This window comes from Candidiatus Paracoxiella cheracis (genome assembly GCF_049348705.1).
GTDB classification, from domain to species: Bacteria; Pseudomonadota; Gammaproteobacteria; order Coxiellales; family Coxiellaceae; genus Paracoxiella; species Paracoxiella cheracis.
Genome location: NZ_CP186485.1, coordinates 1,532,627 through 1,548,179, shown reverse-complemented (window position 1 = coordinate 1,548,179; position 15,553 = coordinate 1,532,627). Strand labels below are relative to the sequence as shown.

15 protein-coding genes and 2 pseudogenes are annotated in these 15,553 nt (G+C 40.5%); 7 read left to right on the top strand and 10 right to left on the bottom strand.

Annotated features, from left to right (window positions below):
* Positions 1 to 92: 92 nt before the first annotated feature.
* Positions 93 to 1,631: a transposase gene (locus ACJMKR_RS08070; RefSeq protein ID WP_423062626.1), complete on the top strand. Its 1,539-nt coding sequence runs from the start codon at positions 93 to 95 to the stop codon at positions 1,629 to 1,631.
* A 49-nt stretch (positions 1,632 to 1,680) separates the two neighbouring features.
* On the opposite strand, the gene ACJMKR_RS08065 is transcribed toward ACJMKR_RS08070, so the two are convergent.
* Complete coding sequence (locus ACJMKR_RS08065) at positions 1,681 to 1,959, bottom strand: transposase (protein ID WP_423062625.1); 279 nt, start codon at positions 1,957 to 1,959, stop codon at positions 1,681 to 1,683.
* Between the two features lie 332 nt (positions 1,960 to 2,291).
* Between ACJMKR_RS08065 and ACJMKR_RS08060 the strand changes: the two genes are divergently transcribed.
* The gene (locus ACJMKR_RS08060) at positions 2,292 to 4,022 is read left to right on the top strand and encodes an AMP-binding protein (protein ID WP_423062624.1); all 1,731 of its coding nucleotides are present in this window, start codon (positions 2,292 to 2,294) and stop codon (positions 4,020 to 4,022) included.
* A gap of 96 nt (positions 4,023 to 4,118) precedes the next feature.
* Here the strand turns inward: ACJMKR_RS08060 and ACJMKR_RS08055 are convergent, their stop codons facing one another.
* The 5 genes from ACJMKR_RS08055 to ACJMKR_RS08035 all read right to left on the bottom strand — a co-directional run bounded on the left by ACJMKR_RS08055 (position 4,119) and on the right by ACJMKR_RS08035 (position 6,882).
* Positions 4,119 to 5,429: a DUF2254 domain-containing protein gene (locus tag ACJMKR_RS08055; RefSeq protein ID WP_423062623.1), complete on the bottom strand. Its 1,311-nt coding sequence runs from the start codon at positions 5,427 to 5,429 to the stop codon at positions 4,119 to 4,121.
* 54 nt (positions 5,430 to 5,483) lie between these two features.
* Positions 5,484 to 5,642, bottom strand: coding sequence for a DUF1328 family protein (locus ACJMKR_RS08050; protein WP_423062622.1), 159 nt, complete (start codon positions 5,640 to 5,642; stop codon positions 5,484 to 5,486).
* Between the two features lie 58 nt (positions 5,643 to 5,700).
* Entirely contained in the window at positions 5,701 to 6,039 is a 339-nt protein-coding gene (locus ACJMKR_RS08045) for an aspartyl protease family protein (RefSeq protein WP_423062621.1), read from the bottom strand.
* Positions 6,033 to 6,203 (bottom strand): hypothetical protein, encoded by a 171-nt coding sequence (locus ACJMKR_RS08040; RefSeq protein WP_423062620.1) that lies wholly within the window; start codon positions 6,201 to 6,203, stop codon positions 6,033 to 6,035. Before ACJMKR_RS08040 ends, ACJMKR_RS08045 begins: the two co-directional genes overlap by 7 nt.
* A gap of 124 nt (positions 6,204 to 6,327) precedes the next feature.
* On the bottom strand, positions 6,328 to 6,882 hold the full coding sequence (locus tag ACJMKR_RS08035) for an aspartyl protease family protein (RefSeq protein WP_423062619.1): 555 nt from the start codon (positions 6,880 to 6,882) through the stop codon (positions 6,328 to 6,330).
* A gap of 119 nt (positions 6,883 to 7,001) precedes the next feature.
* On the opposite strand from ACJMKR_RS08035, the gene ACJMKR_RS08030 reads away from it, so the two are divergent.
* The 4 genes from ACJMKR_RS08030 (at position 7,002) to ACJMKR_RS08015 (ending at position 11,004) form a co-directional block, all read left to right on the top strand.
* A complete protein-coding gene (locus tag ACJMKR_RS08030; protein ID WP_423062618.1) occupies positions 7,002 to 8,051 on the top strand; it encodes a bifunctional transcriptional activator/DNA repair enzyme AdaA in 1,050 nt (349 codons plus the stop codon).
* Positions 8,052 to 8,167: 116 nt separating this feature from the next.
* Entirely contained in the window at positions 8,168 to 8,917 is a 750-nt protein-coding gene (locus ACJMKR_RS08025) for a ZIP family metal transporter (protein WP_423062617.1), read from the top strand.
* 267 nt (positions 8,918 to 9,184) lie between these two features.
* Entirely contained in the window at positions 9,185 to 10,318 is a 1,134-nt protein-coding gene (locus tag ACJMKR_RS08020; RefSeq protein ID WP_423062616.1) for a transposase, read from the top strand.
* Positions 10,319 to 10,572: 254 nt separating this feature from the next.
* Positions 10,573 to 11,004 carry a hypothetical protein gene (locus tag ACJMKR_RS08015; RefSeq protein ID WP_423062615.1) on the top strand — a complete coding sequence of 144 codons (432 nt, stop codon included), beginning with the start codon at positions 10,573 to 10,575 and terminating at the stop codon, positions 11,002 to 11,004.
* 53 nt (positions 11,005 to 11,057) lie between these two features.
* Here ACJMKR_RS08015 and ACJMKR_RS08010 read toward each other — a convergent pair whose 3' ends face one another.
* The 4 genes and pseudogenes from ACJMKR_RS08010 to ACJMKR_RS07995 all read right to left on the bottom strand — a co-directional run.
* Positions 11,058 to 11,717, bottom strand: a complete 660-nt coding sequence (locus ACJMKR_RS08010; protein WP_423062614.1) for a GNAT family N-acetyltransferase — start codon at positions 11,715 to 11,717, stop codon at positions 11,058 to 11,060.
* A gap of 65 nt (positions 11,718 to 11,782) precedes the next feature.
* Positions 11,783 to 12,259 (bottom strand): annotated as a pseudogene (locus tag ACJMKR_RS08005) (IS3 family transposase); the annotation flags it as partial.
* A 90-nt stretch (positions 12,260 to 12,349) separates the two neighbouring features.
* The gene (locus tag ACJMKR_RS08000) at positions 12,350 to 13,888 is read right to left on the bottom strand and encodes a transposase (protein WP_423062547.1); all 1,539 of its coding nucleotides are present in this window, start codon (positions 13,886 to 13,888) and stop codon (positions 12,350 to 12,352) included.
* A 114-nt stretch (positions 13,889 to 14,002) separates the two neighbouring features.
* Positions 14,003 to 14,143: pseudogene (locus tag ACJMKR_RS07995) on the bottom strand (helix-turn-helix domain-containing protein); the annotation flags it as partial.
* Positions 14,144 to 14,163: 20 nt separating this feature from the next.
* Here ACJMKR_RS07995 and ACJMKR_RS07990 point away from each other — a divergent pair.
* Positions 14,164 to 15,552, top strand: coding sequence for a hypothetical protein (locus tag ACJMKR_RS07990; protein WP_423062613.1), 1,389 nt, complete (start codon positions 14,164 to 14,166; stop codon positions 15,550 to 15,552).
* Position 15,553: the final 1 nt, after the last annotated feature.

Genomic DNA, 15,553 nt, shown 5'->3' with positions numbered 1-15,553 from the left:
AAAATAATTAAAAATTGCTTGACATAGAAACCGAAAAAAAATTTTACGTTGTAAACAACGTTTGTTCGAAAAAATAAAATAAGGAACAAACGATGTTAGCGACAGAAAAACTAAAACAATTCCGTACATTCCTCTACAACATCTTCCCCGCGCGACGCGATGCCAATATGAATTTACTCGATGCCCTTTCAAGCCATGGCCATCGCTGCAAAACACCCATAGAATTATGTGAATCGCCATACTTTGAACGTGAATACAGTAGTATTACCGATGCGATTAGCGATGGTTTGTCGGTAGCAAATTGTTGGGATAGCATGATGAAAATACAATATGAACATGTGAGTCATAGCGATGACCGTGTGATCATTATTGCGGATACGACACCACAGTCGCGTCAAAGTGCACACTGTGTTGAAGATCGCCATGTGGTTTACAGCCCTAATCCAGCACCGGGTAACAAACCGATTACCATTGGACATGAATATTCAACGGTATCACTATTGCCCAATGATGGTGCAGCTCAAGAAAAGCATTGGTTAGTTCCACTGGATACGAGGCGCGTTAAAAGCGATGAAAAAGGCAATGTAGTTGGGATGCAGCAAATTAACCGTTGTATTGCAGACTTAGCGCTTACTCATAAATTGGTGGTTAGCGTGGCTGATTCAAAATATGGTACAGAAGCTTGCCGTAAACTGGTTAGCGAAAATCCCAATTGGGTACATCTTTTCCGTTTTAACAGTACCCGTAATGTTTTCGCGCCCGCATCAATAGAAGATAATACCTCAGGAAGTATAAAACGCTATGGTGATGCGATGAAACTAAACGACAGCACGACTCACCGTGAATCCGATGAGATTGTGCAGCAACCCATTACAACCCGCAGTGGCAAAACTTACCAATTGGAGATTAAAATATGGCGTGACCAATTACTGCGTGGTTCAAAGCAATTTAAAGGATATGAGCATCCTGTTACTGTTGTGCAATTGGTTGCGGTTGATGCTAACGGTAAATCTTTATATAAAAATCCACTCTGGTTAGGACTCGCTGGTGAACGACGTAATGAAATCACAGTATTAGAAGCGTATCACTATTACGATAGACGCTATGACATTGAACACTACTTTCGTTTTGGTAAAGACAAACTGTTATTTGACCGATACCAAACACCGGATGTTAAGCACGAAGAAGATTGGTGGCGGATGACAGCATTAGCGTATACGCAACTTTATCTAGCGAGGAATCTTGCCCCGATTTTACCGAAAAAATGGGAGCGGTATTTGCCGAGCTTCCAAGTGGATAACGAAAAACCATCAATAACTGCGACCCCTTCACAAACGCAACGGGGTTTTTCTACGGTGCTTGATACCGTTGGCACGCCTGCTAATCTCTGCAAACCACGCGGTAATCCGCAAGGCAGAACCAAAGGTGATACGCAGCGGAAACGCACGCGACATCCTGCTATTTTCAAAAATAGCAACTCAAAAATTAAAACGATTCAGAGGACTGAAGAAAAGACGCAAAACTCAGACCCTGAAAAAATAGAGGATTTGATTGGGATAGTAAAATCATGGTTGGATAAAATAAATTTTACACCTGAGAAATTCTACGAATTGCTGCAAAAAACAGCTTAAGATTTAGAAACTCACATTTTTTGATTATTGTCCTAACTGGCAAGGGATTTTATTTATCCAAAGTCCAATCAATGGTCATCTCGCCATCTGTTGTTTTGATCGTTTTTTGGCTGTGCCCATTGCGGGAATTACCACTATTGTTGCCAGACACTTCGTGTTTTGCATAACCCAGCGCGTCCGTCAGCTCCCCTTCCAGAATACGCTCCGTCAGTGCCTTTTTTAACTCCTTTAACAAACCAGTATCACCGAAAATATCAGATGCGGTCTTGGTATGTTTGAGAAAATATTCCACAACCTGTGGATCTAATTTATTGGTTTTCATTGCCATAGTCAAAGACTCCGTATAATTTTAACGACCTTTCCCTGACTATCGCATTTACACAATCTTATTTACAGACCCAGAAATTAAAGACTAAAACTTTGTTTCAATTTAAACCCAATGAAAAATATAAATATAAATTAACTGATGGTGCACTACTTTTCCATTGGAGCTTTTATAAAGTGCAAGAAAGGTATTTAAAAAAATCTAGCTCTGACACACAGATTACAGCTAACTGATAACCTCGCTATATACATAACAAATCACCCCGACTATACAGCCATCTTTTTTTTCGTTATATTAACGCTCTAAATCATTCATAAAGCTCAGGACTAGATACAATGACTATAAGGATATTAACTCGCATCTCGCAATATTTACAGCTACACCGACCCTTCTCGTCTAAGACTCATCAGACAAGCCCAGAGATCGCCCCACTTTATTGGAAGTTAGTTAGCCGCCAACCCAACGAACATTTTCCTTGTAATTTTGTAACACAAGTACTCGATCCATGGGCAAAAATCACTGATAAAACAGCGCTAAGCTATGTAGACCTAGATCAAAAGGCTCCACCTGTCGACATTACTTACAAAAACTTGGTAGCGCGCAGTCATCAACTGGGTCAGTTCTTTTTAAACCAGGGATTTCAAAAAGGCGACACTGTTGCCCTGATACTCAACCAGCATCCAGGATGGTGGTATCTTGTTCCGGGATTAATGCGCCTTGGCATTGGAATCGTCCCTTGTTCGCCATTGCTTACTTCGAAAGACATGCGATATCGTATTAATGACCTAGGTATACAAGGCATTATTGCTTCTGAAAAACTAGAAGAACGCATCGACAGTATACGTAGTGAATGCTCCACCCTGAAAACAACTATAACTACTGGCAAAAGTCACGACAGTTGGACTTCTTTGGAGGAAATACTTAAAAATACACCGACGACTGAATCTTCAATTATACATACCACGACCGAAGATCCTTGCGCTTACCTTTATACTTCCGGAACAACGGGTAACCCCAAAGCAGTGCTACATAATGCTGATTACCCCTTTTGCCACTGGCCTACAGGGAAACGTTGGGCTCGCGCAACTTCAGAAGACAAATTTTACAACGCACATGATCCAGGTTGGGGGTTTACACTGTGGACCACTCTGGGTGCATGGTCTATGGGATCCCAGATCTTAATCACCCCATCCAACTATAAAATTACCACCGACAAAATATTAGCAACTATTCGTGATCAAGGCGTTACAATCTTCTGTGCAGCACCCACTATACTGCGCTCACTTGTTGCAAACCCAGCTTTCGAGCATACTGATTTTCCAAAGCTACGTCGGATCATCACCGTAGGGGAAGCGCTGGATGAAGTCGTTATCAAGCGATTTTCAGATCGTGGTATTGAAGTGGCGGTCGGCTTTGGTCAAGCAGAAACTCCACTGATTATCGGCCGCGTAGATGATCAACCACACATACCTAACACAATGGGGAGCCCTGTTGATCCCTATAAAGTCGATATTGTAGACGAGCATTTCAACCCTGTTCCTCTGGGTCAATCTGGGCAAATTGCAATTAACCTTGAAACAGGTGCTCGTCTTGGCATCACAGCCGGGTATATCAACGCACCTGAGAAAAATAAGAGTATTCGATCCCCCGATGGGAGGTATCATTTAACTGGCGACTGGGCAACCTACTCCCCTCACGGCAATCTTTATCAAGGCAGGAAAGATGATTTAATTAAAAATAAAGATCGCCGAATTAGTCCCGATGAAGTTGAAAAGGTTGGCATGCTCCATCCAGCCGTTGCAAAAATTGCGGCTATCGGTATTTGCACAGATATAGATTCAAGTCAGACTGTTCTCAAGACTTTTATATTACTTAGATCGGGTTATAACGAAAGTCCAGAGCTTGTCACCGACATTCAAAATCATTATAAGGGGATAACCGCTGAGTTTAATTGCCCATCCTACATTGAATTTTTACCCGAAGAAGTATGGACACAATACGAAACCACTAACGGCAAAATAAGGCGTCGAGAGTTACGTGATCGTGATGAAGCCAAACTAAATTAGCGAACCTAACTAAACCCTGCCTTAACCAATGACAACTCGATAAATGTTGTCATTAGTCAAACTCCCGCCATAATTTTTGTTATGGTAAGAATTTTTTTATTCAAGCATTTCGTAAACTATACTTAGTTTTTTCTTAATTAGATTTGATTTAATTTCAAATAAGAATTGTTGATAAAGATCGCTGGCAAATGTAATTAAAGGATCTCTCAATTTCTGACATCTTTCAATGCCGAGCATTTGGTTTATACCTTCTAAAATCCTTCTTACCATTAAAAAATCTTTTGCTGCATCTTGTGCGACACGATCAAAACACGTTGTTAAAACCTCTTCGAATGTTTGAGGTTTAACTATTAAGTATATTCTATCTGTTTTTTCGTCCCTGTATATTGAGGGCGGAAAATTATAGCATGCCATGAAAGTAATTCCATAAAACATACGGTTTAGTGCATTGATAGCAGTGAATGGGTTAGCCAAACTTGGAGAAAGTGATCTGACAGCAATCTCAGCAAGTTGCTCAAAACAATACCCGACATCCTGAACAGATGTACGATCAATACCAACAGAAAAACAATTCAAAATTGACTTTACCAAAGATGCTTTCTCTTCTTTCACATTCCCCCACATTTTAGCAATACTCAGATTATTCCAAATAAATTGACCAGGCCTATACAGCATTTCAATCAAAAGATCATGTTCTACTGCAATGTCGAATAATTTATCATAGTCAATTGTTTGAATATAACCCCTAAAATCAGCCACCACGACAATTTCTTCTTTACCATCCATCTGTTTTATAAGCCGATCTTGGATATCACGATCAGTTAATCCTGGACTTGCATCCGTACTTTTAATGAAATGCATTTTGATTGACTTAATTGCATCGTCAATAATAGACTCAATTAAAGAGTCAATTTGAATAGACTTTCTAACGTACTCTACAAGATAAATCAGTACAAAAGCACTTATAACAACTGCGATAATCGCACCGATAAGACTCAATAAATAAACCTCGTCCCAGCGAATCAACAGTAAGCTTGTAACACAAAAAACAAACGATGCGATAAAAAAACCAAAGCAAAATTGCACTTTTGAATGCTTCAAAATATTCTTAAGCAATCTTGGGCCAATCAGATTGCTGCTTGTGCTCAGCAAAATAATAATAATCGATAAACCGATGCTTAATATGGCTACCAACAGTGAAGATAATGTAACGAGTATTGTTCTAGCGGTCTCGTATTTAAAAAGTGTACCCCGTATCAAAGACATCAGACTACTATTTAGAAAGAAAACGGCGAAGCTTAAGATCAACGCAAAAAATACCATCAGAATAGGAATCACCCAAACGGTAGATATAACTCGTTCAAGTATATTTGACGATGTAGCTAAATTAGTAGATTTTTTTTCCACACATGTTCCTCCATGAATACTTAATCAGCGATCACACTAACCTTATCTTTTACTTCAACCAAAAAGGCTCATTATCAAGAAAATGATAAAAATAACTAAGAAGATAAAGAAAAGAATCTTAGCGATCCCTGCGGCAGCAGCGGATATGCGTGTAAAGCCGAAAATACCAGCTATAATCGCGATAATCAAGAATATCAATGCCCACAAAAGCATAAGTCCTCCTTGTTTTAGTTTTAAGTGTACATCAATTTTATAGATTTAGCATCATTGCTTAACCTGACCGAAGAAACACAAGCCCCTCCTTTACAAAAATAACCGCATGGGTCTTAACCATCTCAGATAAGCCGAAAATCCCTTGTACATAAAGGTATTTTCTTAACATGGCAAAGTTTTCTAGTTGAGCAGGAACATTATTGAGCTTAACATTAGATTGAAAACCTGTATTTAAAGGGTTCAAGAGCATTTTTTCTATAGTTGCCATCCTTGTTTTTTCATCTTGTTGTAAGTGGAGCGTTTTTACATAATCTTGAGATAAGAGTGTAATGCCAGTGCCAGTATCAAACAGTAAGCTGACAGGTTGAGAATCGTTGATTTGCAGCGGTATCACCATATCCCCCGAAGCAAGAGAAAATAAAGGAACCGATTGGTAGTGCTGATCTGAAAGCAAACTCTCGATGCGCGCCATGGAGAGCGAAGCGAAGGCGCGTATTCCGCGGTAGGCTCGGATTTTTTGCCGAGCGTAAGCGACTGCAAAAAATCTTTACGAGCCGTCAAGTCATTTGAGAGCCCGTGCGTAGTCGAGCCGTGAGGTCGCGGAGCGCGGGCGACGAGGACGTCCGCGGCTATTTAAGTTGTCGCGTATTGCGAGTCGATTATTGACAGGGATGGCAATAATCTATCACGAGCATCGCGACACGCTTGGAATTTTATTCATCGTAAGCCGAGATAGTTTTTTATTACTCAAATAGAGATTTTTATTATATACATCGATAATAGCATGATGCTGTTTTAGAAAATTACGGCCAACCGCGATAGTCATTACGCTACCTGAGGATACATGTTGTAAAACACTAGCGCTAACATTTCCCAAGGGAATATTACTGATAACAACGTGTGGCAATATGACAGCTTCTGTGAATGATTTCCTTCCATGCATATCAACACTTGTATTTTCCCCAGAGTGAAATTCAGTTAGCTTTAATGCTCGAACGCTACCTTTTGTTACATTAATGTCAGAAGAACCCGTATCGATAATTGCCCTAGCTGGACGCTTATTGATAAAGGCTTTAACATATAAAAACCCATTTATCGTGATATGAGTTCGATGATATCCCTGGCTTTTTAGAATACTCTCAAGAGAGGATGCTTTACTATAGGCTGCTGCCATAGTAGAAACACCACACCCCAGTAGGAATGTAAAAATACTTATGACGATTTTATATTTTTTATTCATATAGTCATCTTCCTAATAGGGCCCATACGGTGTATCGAGATCACTGCCTGATTTTCGACAGCATCAAGCAATTATCTATGTATAATAGAGACTACTGAATTAAACGCACTGCTGCAACCATGACTTCAAACAAGAAAAAACACATATATTACAAAGCATTACTTGAAAAGCAATCGAAATACGAAGGCCTCTTCTTTGTGGGCGTTAGCACCACTGGCGTATTTTGTCGACCGACCTGCCCAGCACGAAAACCTAAATATAATCACTGTGACTTCTTTGAAACTGCAAAAGAAGCCCTGTTAGCAGGCTATCGTCCTTGCAAACGTTGCCACCCACTGACTTACCAAAACGATACCCACCCTATTGTGAAAAAACTCGTTGCTGCTATTGAAGAAAGCCCTGAAAAACGCTGGAAAACAGCCGATTTAAAAATGATTGGCATCGATGATAGTACCGCGCGACGTCAATTTAAAAAACGTTACGGTTTAACCTTTATCGAATACGCACGAGCAAGACGCATGGGCTTGGCACTAGAAAACATTAAATCGGGCAGCAAAGTCATAGATGCGCAATTTGAAACAGGCTATGAATCCAGCAGTGGTTTTCGCGATGCATTTTCACGTATATTAGGAGATATTCCAACTAAAACTCATCCTTTAAAAATAGTAAAAGCTGAACTAATAAATACACCATTAGGTTCTATGATCGCAGTTGCAGATGAAGAAGGTTTATATTTATTAGAGTTCGTCGATAGACGAGGACTAGAGCGGGAAATAGAACGCCTACGCAAACGCGTTAAAATTGGGATTATCCCTGGGAGCAACCCTATTTTGGAATCTATCGAGCAAGAGTTAAGTCAATATTTCAAAGGATCTTGTTTTATATTTAAAACACCCATTCATTTATTAGGCTCAGAATTCCAGTTAACCGTATGGAACCAACTTCAATTAATACCAATCGGTCAAACGCGCTCATATTTAGAGTTAGCTAAAACAATTCACCAACCTAAGGCTTTCAGAGCAGTCGCACGCGCAAATGGTAGCAATCCATTAGCGATCATTATTCCATGTCATCGCGTGATAAATACTAATGGTGATTTGGGCGGTTACGGCGGCGGTTTAGACAGAAAATCGTGGTTATTAAAGCATGAAAAAGCACTCCTGGTTTAAGTGAGATAGCTCTATACTTGTTCGTGATTATACAGCTTAGAAATGGTACTATTCCTGTATATATTAATATCCGTTCTTCCTAGAATGGACCTCGAAGCATTCGTGAGGCTATAAAAATGAGCGAAATAAAAATTTTCGGATTGATTCTGATATTTATTGTCACCATTATTTCCGGAGCTTACCCCTTTATTAAAAAAAAGATAAGCTCAGAAAAATTTGATTTTCCAACCGGTGAATCACTTGCCAGTGGTATATTTCTAGGAGCAGGACTCATTCACATGCTAGGAGATTCAGCGCAAGGATTCCTAGAACAGCATATTGATTATCCCTTTGCTTTTTTAATAGCAGGAACGGTATTTTTATTCTTTTTACTCATGGACCACATTGGACGCACCTTATATAAAAAAGATCATCAGGCTAGTAAAAGCTTTGCCATTATGGCTACAATCATGCTATCAATTCATAGCTTATTTACAGGTGCTGCCTTAGGTATAACAAATACGATGGCTCTCGTAGTGATCGTTTTAATCGCTATACTTGCACACAAATGGGCTGCGAGTTTTGCTCTATCAATTTATATCAATAAAAGTGCCATGAAATTCAGCACTGCTATGATTTTGTTTGGCATATTTAGTTTAATGGTTCCTATCGGTATTATTTTCGGGGACATCATAAATACACAGCTCAGCAAGGATAGTCTATTAGACCCTATTTTCAGCGCAGTAGCATCGGGCACATTTTTGTACCTCGGCACCCTACACGGACTAGATCGGGCTGTGATGGTTAAAAATTGTTGTGCTCTACGAAATTTTTATTTTGTGATTATTGGTTTCGCTATTATGGCTGTTGTCGCTATTTGGACCTAACATCGATTTCCAAACTTCATCTGTTACAGCATAAATAACAGAATCTCTACTACTCCCATCAGCACGTATTTGATGTTTTCTCAAGATACCTTCGAAAGGAATGCCGAGCTTTTCAACAGCACCTCTGGAACGCAAATTTTCGGAATCTATACATTGGACTTTGGATAAATTTATAAAAATAATTAAAAATTGCTTGACATAGAAACCGAAAAAAAATTTTACGTTGTAAACAACGTTTGTTCGAAAAAATAAAATAAGGAACAAACGATGTTAGCGACAGAAAAACTAAAACAATTCCGTACATTCCTCTACAACATCTTCCCCGCGCGACGCGATGCCAATATGAATTTACTCGATGCCCTTTCAAGCCATGGCCATCGCTGCAAAACACCCATAGAATTATGTGAATCGCCATACTTTGAACGTGAATACAGTAGTATTACCGATGCGATTAGCGATGGTTTGTCGGTAGCAAATTGTTGGGATAGCATGATGAAAATACAATATGAACATGTGAGTCATAGCGATGACCGTGTGATCATTATTGCGGATACGACACCACAGTCGCGTCAAAGTGCACACTGTGTTGAAGATCGCCATGTGGTTTACAGCCCTAATCCAGCACCGGGTAACAAACCGATTACCATTGGACATGAATATTCAACGGTATCACTATTGCCCAATGATGGTGCAGCTCAAGAAAAGCATTGGTTAGTTCCACTGGATACGAGGCGCGTTAAAAGCGATGAAAAAGGCAATGTAGTTGGGATGCAGCAAATTAACCGTTGTATTGCAGACTTAGCGCTTACTCATAAATTGGTGGTTAGCGTGGCTGATTCAAAATATGGTACAGAAGCTTGCCGTAAACTGGTTAGCGAAAATCCCAATTGGGTACATCTTTTCCGTTTTAACAGTACCCGTAATGTTTTCGCGCCCGCATCAATAGAAGATAATACCTCAGGAAGTATAAAACGCTATGGTGATGCGATGAAACTAAACGACAGCACGACTCACCGTGAATCCGATGAGATTGTGCAGCAACCCATTACAACCCGCAGTGGCAAAACTTACCAATTGGAGATTAAAATATGGCGTGACCAATTACTGCGTGGTTCAAAGCAATTTAAAGGATATGAGCATCCTGTTACTGTTGTGCAATTGGTTGCGGTTGATGCTAACGGTAAATCTTTATATAAAAATCCACTCTGGTTAGGACTCGCTGGTGAACGACGTAATGAAATCACAGCATTAGAAGCGTATCACTATTACGATAGACGCTATGACATTGAACACTACTTTCGTTTTGGTAAAGACAAACTGTTATTTGACCGATACCAACGATGCGAGCCATGGAGAGGCGAAGCCGATGGCGAGTATTCCGCGGCAGCCGCCGATTTTTGACAGAGCGGAGTGCCGAAGGAACGGAGTTCCGTAGGCAGCGTAGCGAGTGGCAAAAATCTGTAGGCGGCGTCGAGTCATCTGGAGACAGTGCGCAGTCGGCCGCGAGGTCGCGGAGCGCTGTCGACGGGGACGTCTGCGGCTATTTAGGTTGTCGCGTATTGCGAGTCGATTATTGACAGGGATGCCAATAATCTATCACGAGCATCGCGACACACTTCACACCGGATGTTAAGCACGAAGAAGATTGGTGGCGGATGACAGCATTAGCGTATACGCAACTTTATCTAGCGAGGAATCTTGCCCCGATTTTACCGAAAAAATGGGAGCGGTATTTGCCGAGCTTCCAAGTGGATAACGAAAAACCATCAATAACTGCGACCCCTTCACAAACGCAACGGGGTTTTTCTACGGTGCTTGATACCGTTGGCACGCCTGCTAATCTCTGCAAACCACGCGGTAATCCGCAAGGCAGAACCAAAGGTGATACGCAGGGGAAACGCACGCGACATCCTGCTATTTTCAAAAATAGCAACTCAAAAATTAAAACGATTCAGAGGACTGAAGAAAAGACGCAAAACTCAGACCCTGAAAAAATAGAGGATTTGATTGGGATAGTAAAATCATGGTTGGATAAAATAAATTTTACACCTGAGCAATTCTACGAATTGCTGCAAAAAACAGGTTAAGATTTAGAAACTCACATTTTTTGATTATTGTCCTAACTGGCAAGGGATTTTATTTATCCAAAGTCCAATATACAAAAAGCAACGCGCTTAAATTTCAGTTGATCAAACGCGTAGGAAAGCATGAGTTTTTTAATCGTCTGATTTATGCCTTTTCCCCAGTAGTTAGGATGTATACAGGAGTACCCAATATGCATTTTTAACTGATTTAAATTAACGTCGTAATAACTGGTCGATCCAATTATTTGATCTTGGTAATAAATAACGAACATATAACGTGTTTTATCAGCTATGCCTTCTTTCGCTTTAGCAATAGCTATCGACTCAAAGACATCTGGATTATGAAAAGCGATTCGATGATGCTGCCAAATTCTAGAGTCTTGCGCGCGCTCACTAAGCATCGGAATATGATGGTCTTCAAAAATCTCTAATTTAACAGGCCCTTCTTCCAAAAATGTAGCATCTATATTTAAACCACTTTGCACATACACCCAGGCTTGCTCCCCAGAATTAAGTACTCTCTTAATTCGTTTGTAATCGTCCACTTCATATCGATCCGCTTCTTGCAATTCTTCAAAGGTGACCTCAAGAACCATACCTCGCACGATGTCATTAAAATTGCTTGTATAACAAGCCATCGGGTGTACAGACTTTCCTGAGATGTTAATTATTTCTGGATCTTTGATGATACAATCCTTAATCTCGTAGCCACGCAACAGGTCAGAGCTGCCTACTGACCTTCCCCCTAAACTAGTACCAGGACACCGATGAGATATTCATGTTAAGCAGCCTGTTTCGCAAATTCAATAGGCGGCATATAATTTAATGAACTGTGTGGTCTTTTAGTATTGTAGTGCTTTCTCCATTGGTTGATTTCATGTCGGGCTTCTTCAATTGAACGAAACCAGTGTTGATTTAAACATTCGTTGCGGAACTTGCCATTTAAGCTTTCAACAAACGCATTCTGAGTTGGCTTTCCAGGTTGAATGAAAGCAAGCTTGGTTTTGTTTTCCCTGGACCAAAAGAACATTGCTTTGCTTGTAAACTCTGTACCATTATCACAAACAATTTGTTTTGGCAGCCTGCGTTGCTCACTAAGCTCTGCTAGGAAGCGTGCCACCTGACGTCCTGATATAGAAAATGCTGTTAGCTGGCCAATAAGTTCACGATTAAAATCATCGATAATGTTTAGCACACGAAAACGCCTTCCATTGGCCAGCTGATCGTAAACAAAATCCATCGACCAACGCTCATTTCTCTGAGTCGGTGATGACATCACTTTGGACTTTGGATAAATAAAATCCCTTGCCAGTTAGGACAATAATCAAAAAATGTGAGTTTCTAAATCTTAAGCTGTTTTTTGCAGCAATTCGTAGAATTTCTCAGGTGTAAAATTTATTTTATCCAACCATGATTTTACTATCCCAATCAAATCCTCTATTTTTTCAGGGTCTGAGTTTTGCGTCTTTTCTTCAGTCCTCTGAATCGTTTTAATTTTTGAGTTGCTATTTTTGAAAATAGCAGGATGTCGCGTGCGTTTCCCCTGCGTATCACCTTTGGTTCTGCCTTGCGGATTACCGCGTGGTTTGCAGAGATTAGCAGGCGTGCCAACGGTATCAAGCACCGTAGAAAAACCCCGTTGCGTTTGTGAAGGGGTCGCAGTTATTGATGGTTTTTCGTTATCCACTTGGAAGCTCGGCAAATACCGCTCCCATTTTTTCGGTAAAATCGGGGCAAGATTCCTCGCTAGATAAAGTTGCGTATACGCTAATGCTGTCATCCGCCACCAATCTTCTTCGTGCTTAACATCCGGTGTTTGGTATCGGTCAAATAACAGTTTGTCTTTACCAAAACGAAAGTAGTGTTCAATGTCATAGCGTCTATCGTAATAGTGATAGGCTTCTAATGCTGTGATTTCATTACGTCGTTCACCAGCGAGTCCTAACCAGAGTGGATTTTTATATAAAGATTTACCGTTAGCATCAACCGCAACCAATTGCACAACAGTAACAGGATGCTCATATCCTTTAAATTGCTTTGAACCACGCAGTAATTGGTCACGCCATATTTTAATCTCCAATTGGTAAGTTTTGCCACTGCGGGTTGTAATGGTTTGCTGCACAATCTCATCGGATTCACGGTGAGTCGTGCTGTCGTTTAGTTTCATCGCATCACCATAGCGTTTTATACTTCCTGAGGTATTATCTTCTATTGATGCGGGCGCGAAAACATTACGGGTACTGTTAAAACGGAAAAGATGTACCCAATTGGGATTTTCGCTAACCAGTTTACGGCAAGCTTCTGTACCATATTTTGAATCAGCCACGCTAACCACCAATTTATGAGTAAGCGCTAAGTCTGCAATACAACGGTTAATTTGCTGCATCCCAACTACATTGCCTTTTTCATCGCTTTTAACGCGCCTCGTATCCAGTGGAACTAACCAATGCTTTTCTTGAGCTGCACCATCATTGGGCAATAGTGATACCGTTGAATATTCATGTCCAATGGTAATCGGTTTGTTACCCGGTGCTGGATTAGGGCTGTAAACCACATGGCGATCTTCAACACAGTGTGCACTTTGACGCGACTGTGGTGTCGTATCCGCAATAATGATCACACGGTCATCGCTATGACTCACATGTTCATATTGTATTTTCATCATGCTATCCCAACAATTTGCTACCGACAAACCATCGCTAATCGCATCGGTAATACTACTGTATTCACGTTCAAAGTATGGCGATTCACATAATTCTATAGGTGTTTTGCAGCGATGGCCATGGCTTGAAAGGGCATCGAGTAAATTCATATTGGCATCGCGTCGCGCGGGGAAGATGTTGTAGAGGAATGTACGGAATTGTTTTAGTTTTTCTGTCGCTAACATCGTTTGTTCCTTATTTTATTTTTTCGAACAAACGTTGTTTACAACGTAAAATTTTTTTTCGGTTTCTATGTCAAGCAATTTTTAATTATTTTTATAAATTTATCCAAAGTCCAATTCATAAAGTGTTTTGAAACGGTAAAAACTGTCGCGTGAATAACCCATAACCTTGCAGGCTTGTGAAACATTTCCCAATTGTTTAGACAGCTCTAGTAAACCTAATTTGGGTTTGATAATCTTTTCGGATACACTGGTCATAATGACACTCCTCGTGTTGGTTGTTTAAGGTTGGTCAATTAAATTTTACTCTAACTGACCAGGAGTGTCAGATCAAGTCTGAAGGTTTACATTTTTTAGTGCCCACGCTGTCAGAAAAATTCTCTCTTATAGATATAGATGCTCAAAAGGGTTACGTTGCGAGTATTACCGAACTGATTGGTGAAGCAAGGAAAATCCGTAGCAATCTTAAAAGAGATGCCCTTCTAGAAAGCATGTTATTAGCAAGATTATTCAAGAAGAACCTTGCCGATGCAATGCGTTTAGGGGCTGAAAATGGTCATGCTGCACTTATTGCCCAACTGGTAGGTGCGGCAAAGGAAATCCGTAATCAATCTCAAAGAGACAGGGTTTTAGAACACATCTCGTTGGCAGGAGCTTCTGAAGATGTAATGCGTGTAGTGGTCGAAAAGGGTTACGGGCTGTTTATTGTCGAATTGCTTGGTGTGACAAAGGAGATTCGTAACAGGCTTCAAAAAGATGGGGTCTTAGAGAGGATCCTCTTAGCAGGATCCTCTGAGGATCTATTGTGCTTAGCGGCTGAAAAGGGTCACCACGCTGCGTTTATTGCCCAACTGGTAGGTGCGGCAAAGGAAATCCGTAAAAAGTCTACAAGAGACGCGGTCTTAGAGCACATCTTGTTGGCAGGAGCTTCTGAAGATGTAATGCGTGTAGTGGTTGAAAAGGGTTACGGGCTGTTTATTGCCGAATTGGTTAGTGTGACAAAGGAAATTCGTAATAAGCCTCAAAAAGATAGGGTCTTAGAGCGCATCCTGTTAGCAGGATACTCTGAGAATGTAATGCGCATAGCGGCTCAACAGGGTCACGTTACGTCTATTGTTCGGTTGCTTGGTATAACAGACAAAATCAGTGACGATATTACAAGAGATACCGTTTTGGAGCGTATGTTGTTAGCAAGCTCTCCTGATAATAGCCCTGCCTATGCAATACGCCTTGCTGCTGGAAATGGCCACGCTGCGTGTATTGATACATTGCTTAACGCGGTAGAGAAAATCAGTGAGGCGAGTAAAAGAGACGACCTTGTAGAAAAAATGTTGTTGGCATCCTCTTCTGAGACACGTTCTGCGGATGCAATACGCCTAGCGGCTAAACACGGTCACATTGCGTGTATTACCCAATTAATTGGGGCGGCAAAGAAAATTATTCACGAAGGCAAAAGAGAGCATGTTTTGAAGGAAATGGAGGTCGCTTACAATAAGATTCTTTCCTGTAAAATAGACAAGGCTGATGGTGGTTACACAAAGGATAATTTACATTTGAAGATAAAATCTTATTTGGAAAAAAATAAAAGAAATCGTAGCCATTCTCATTTTTTTACTGAGTATGATAAAGAATACAATGCAATAGCACTCTTTTTTCAAAAAATATAGA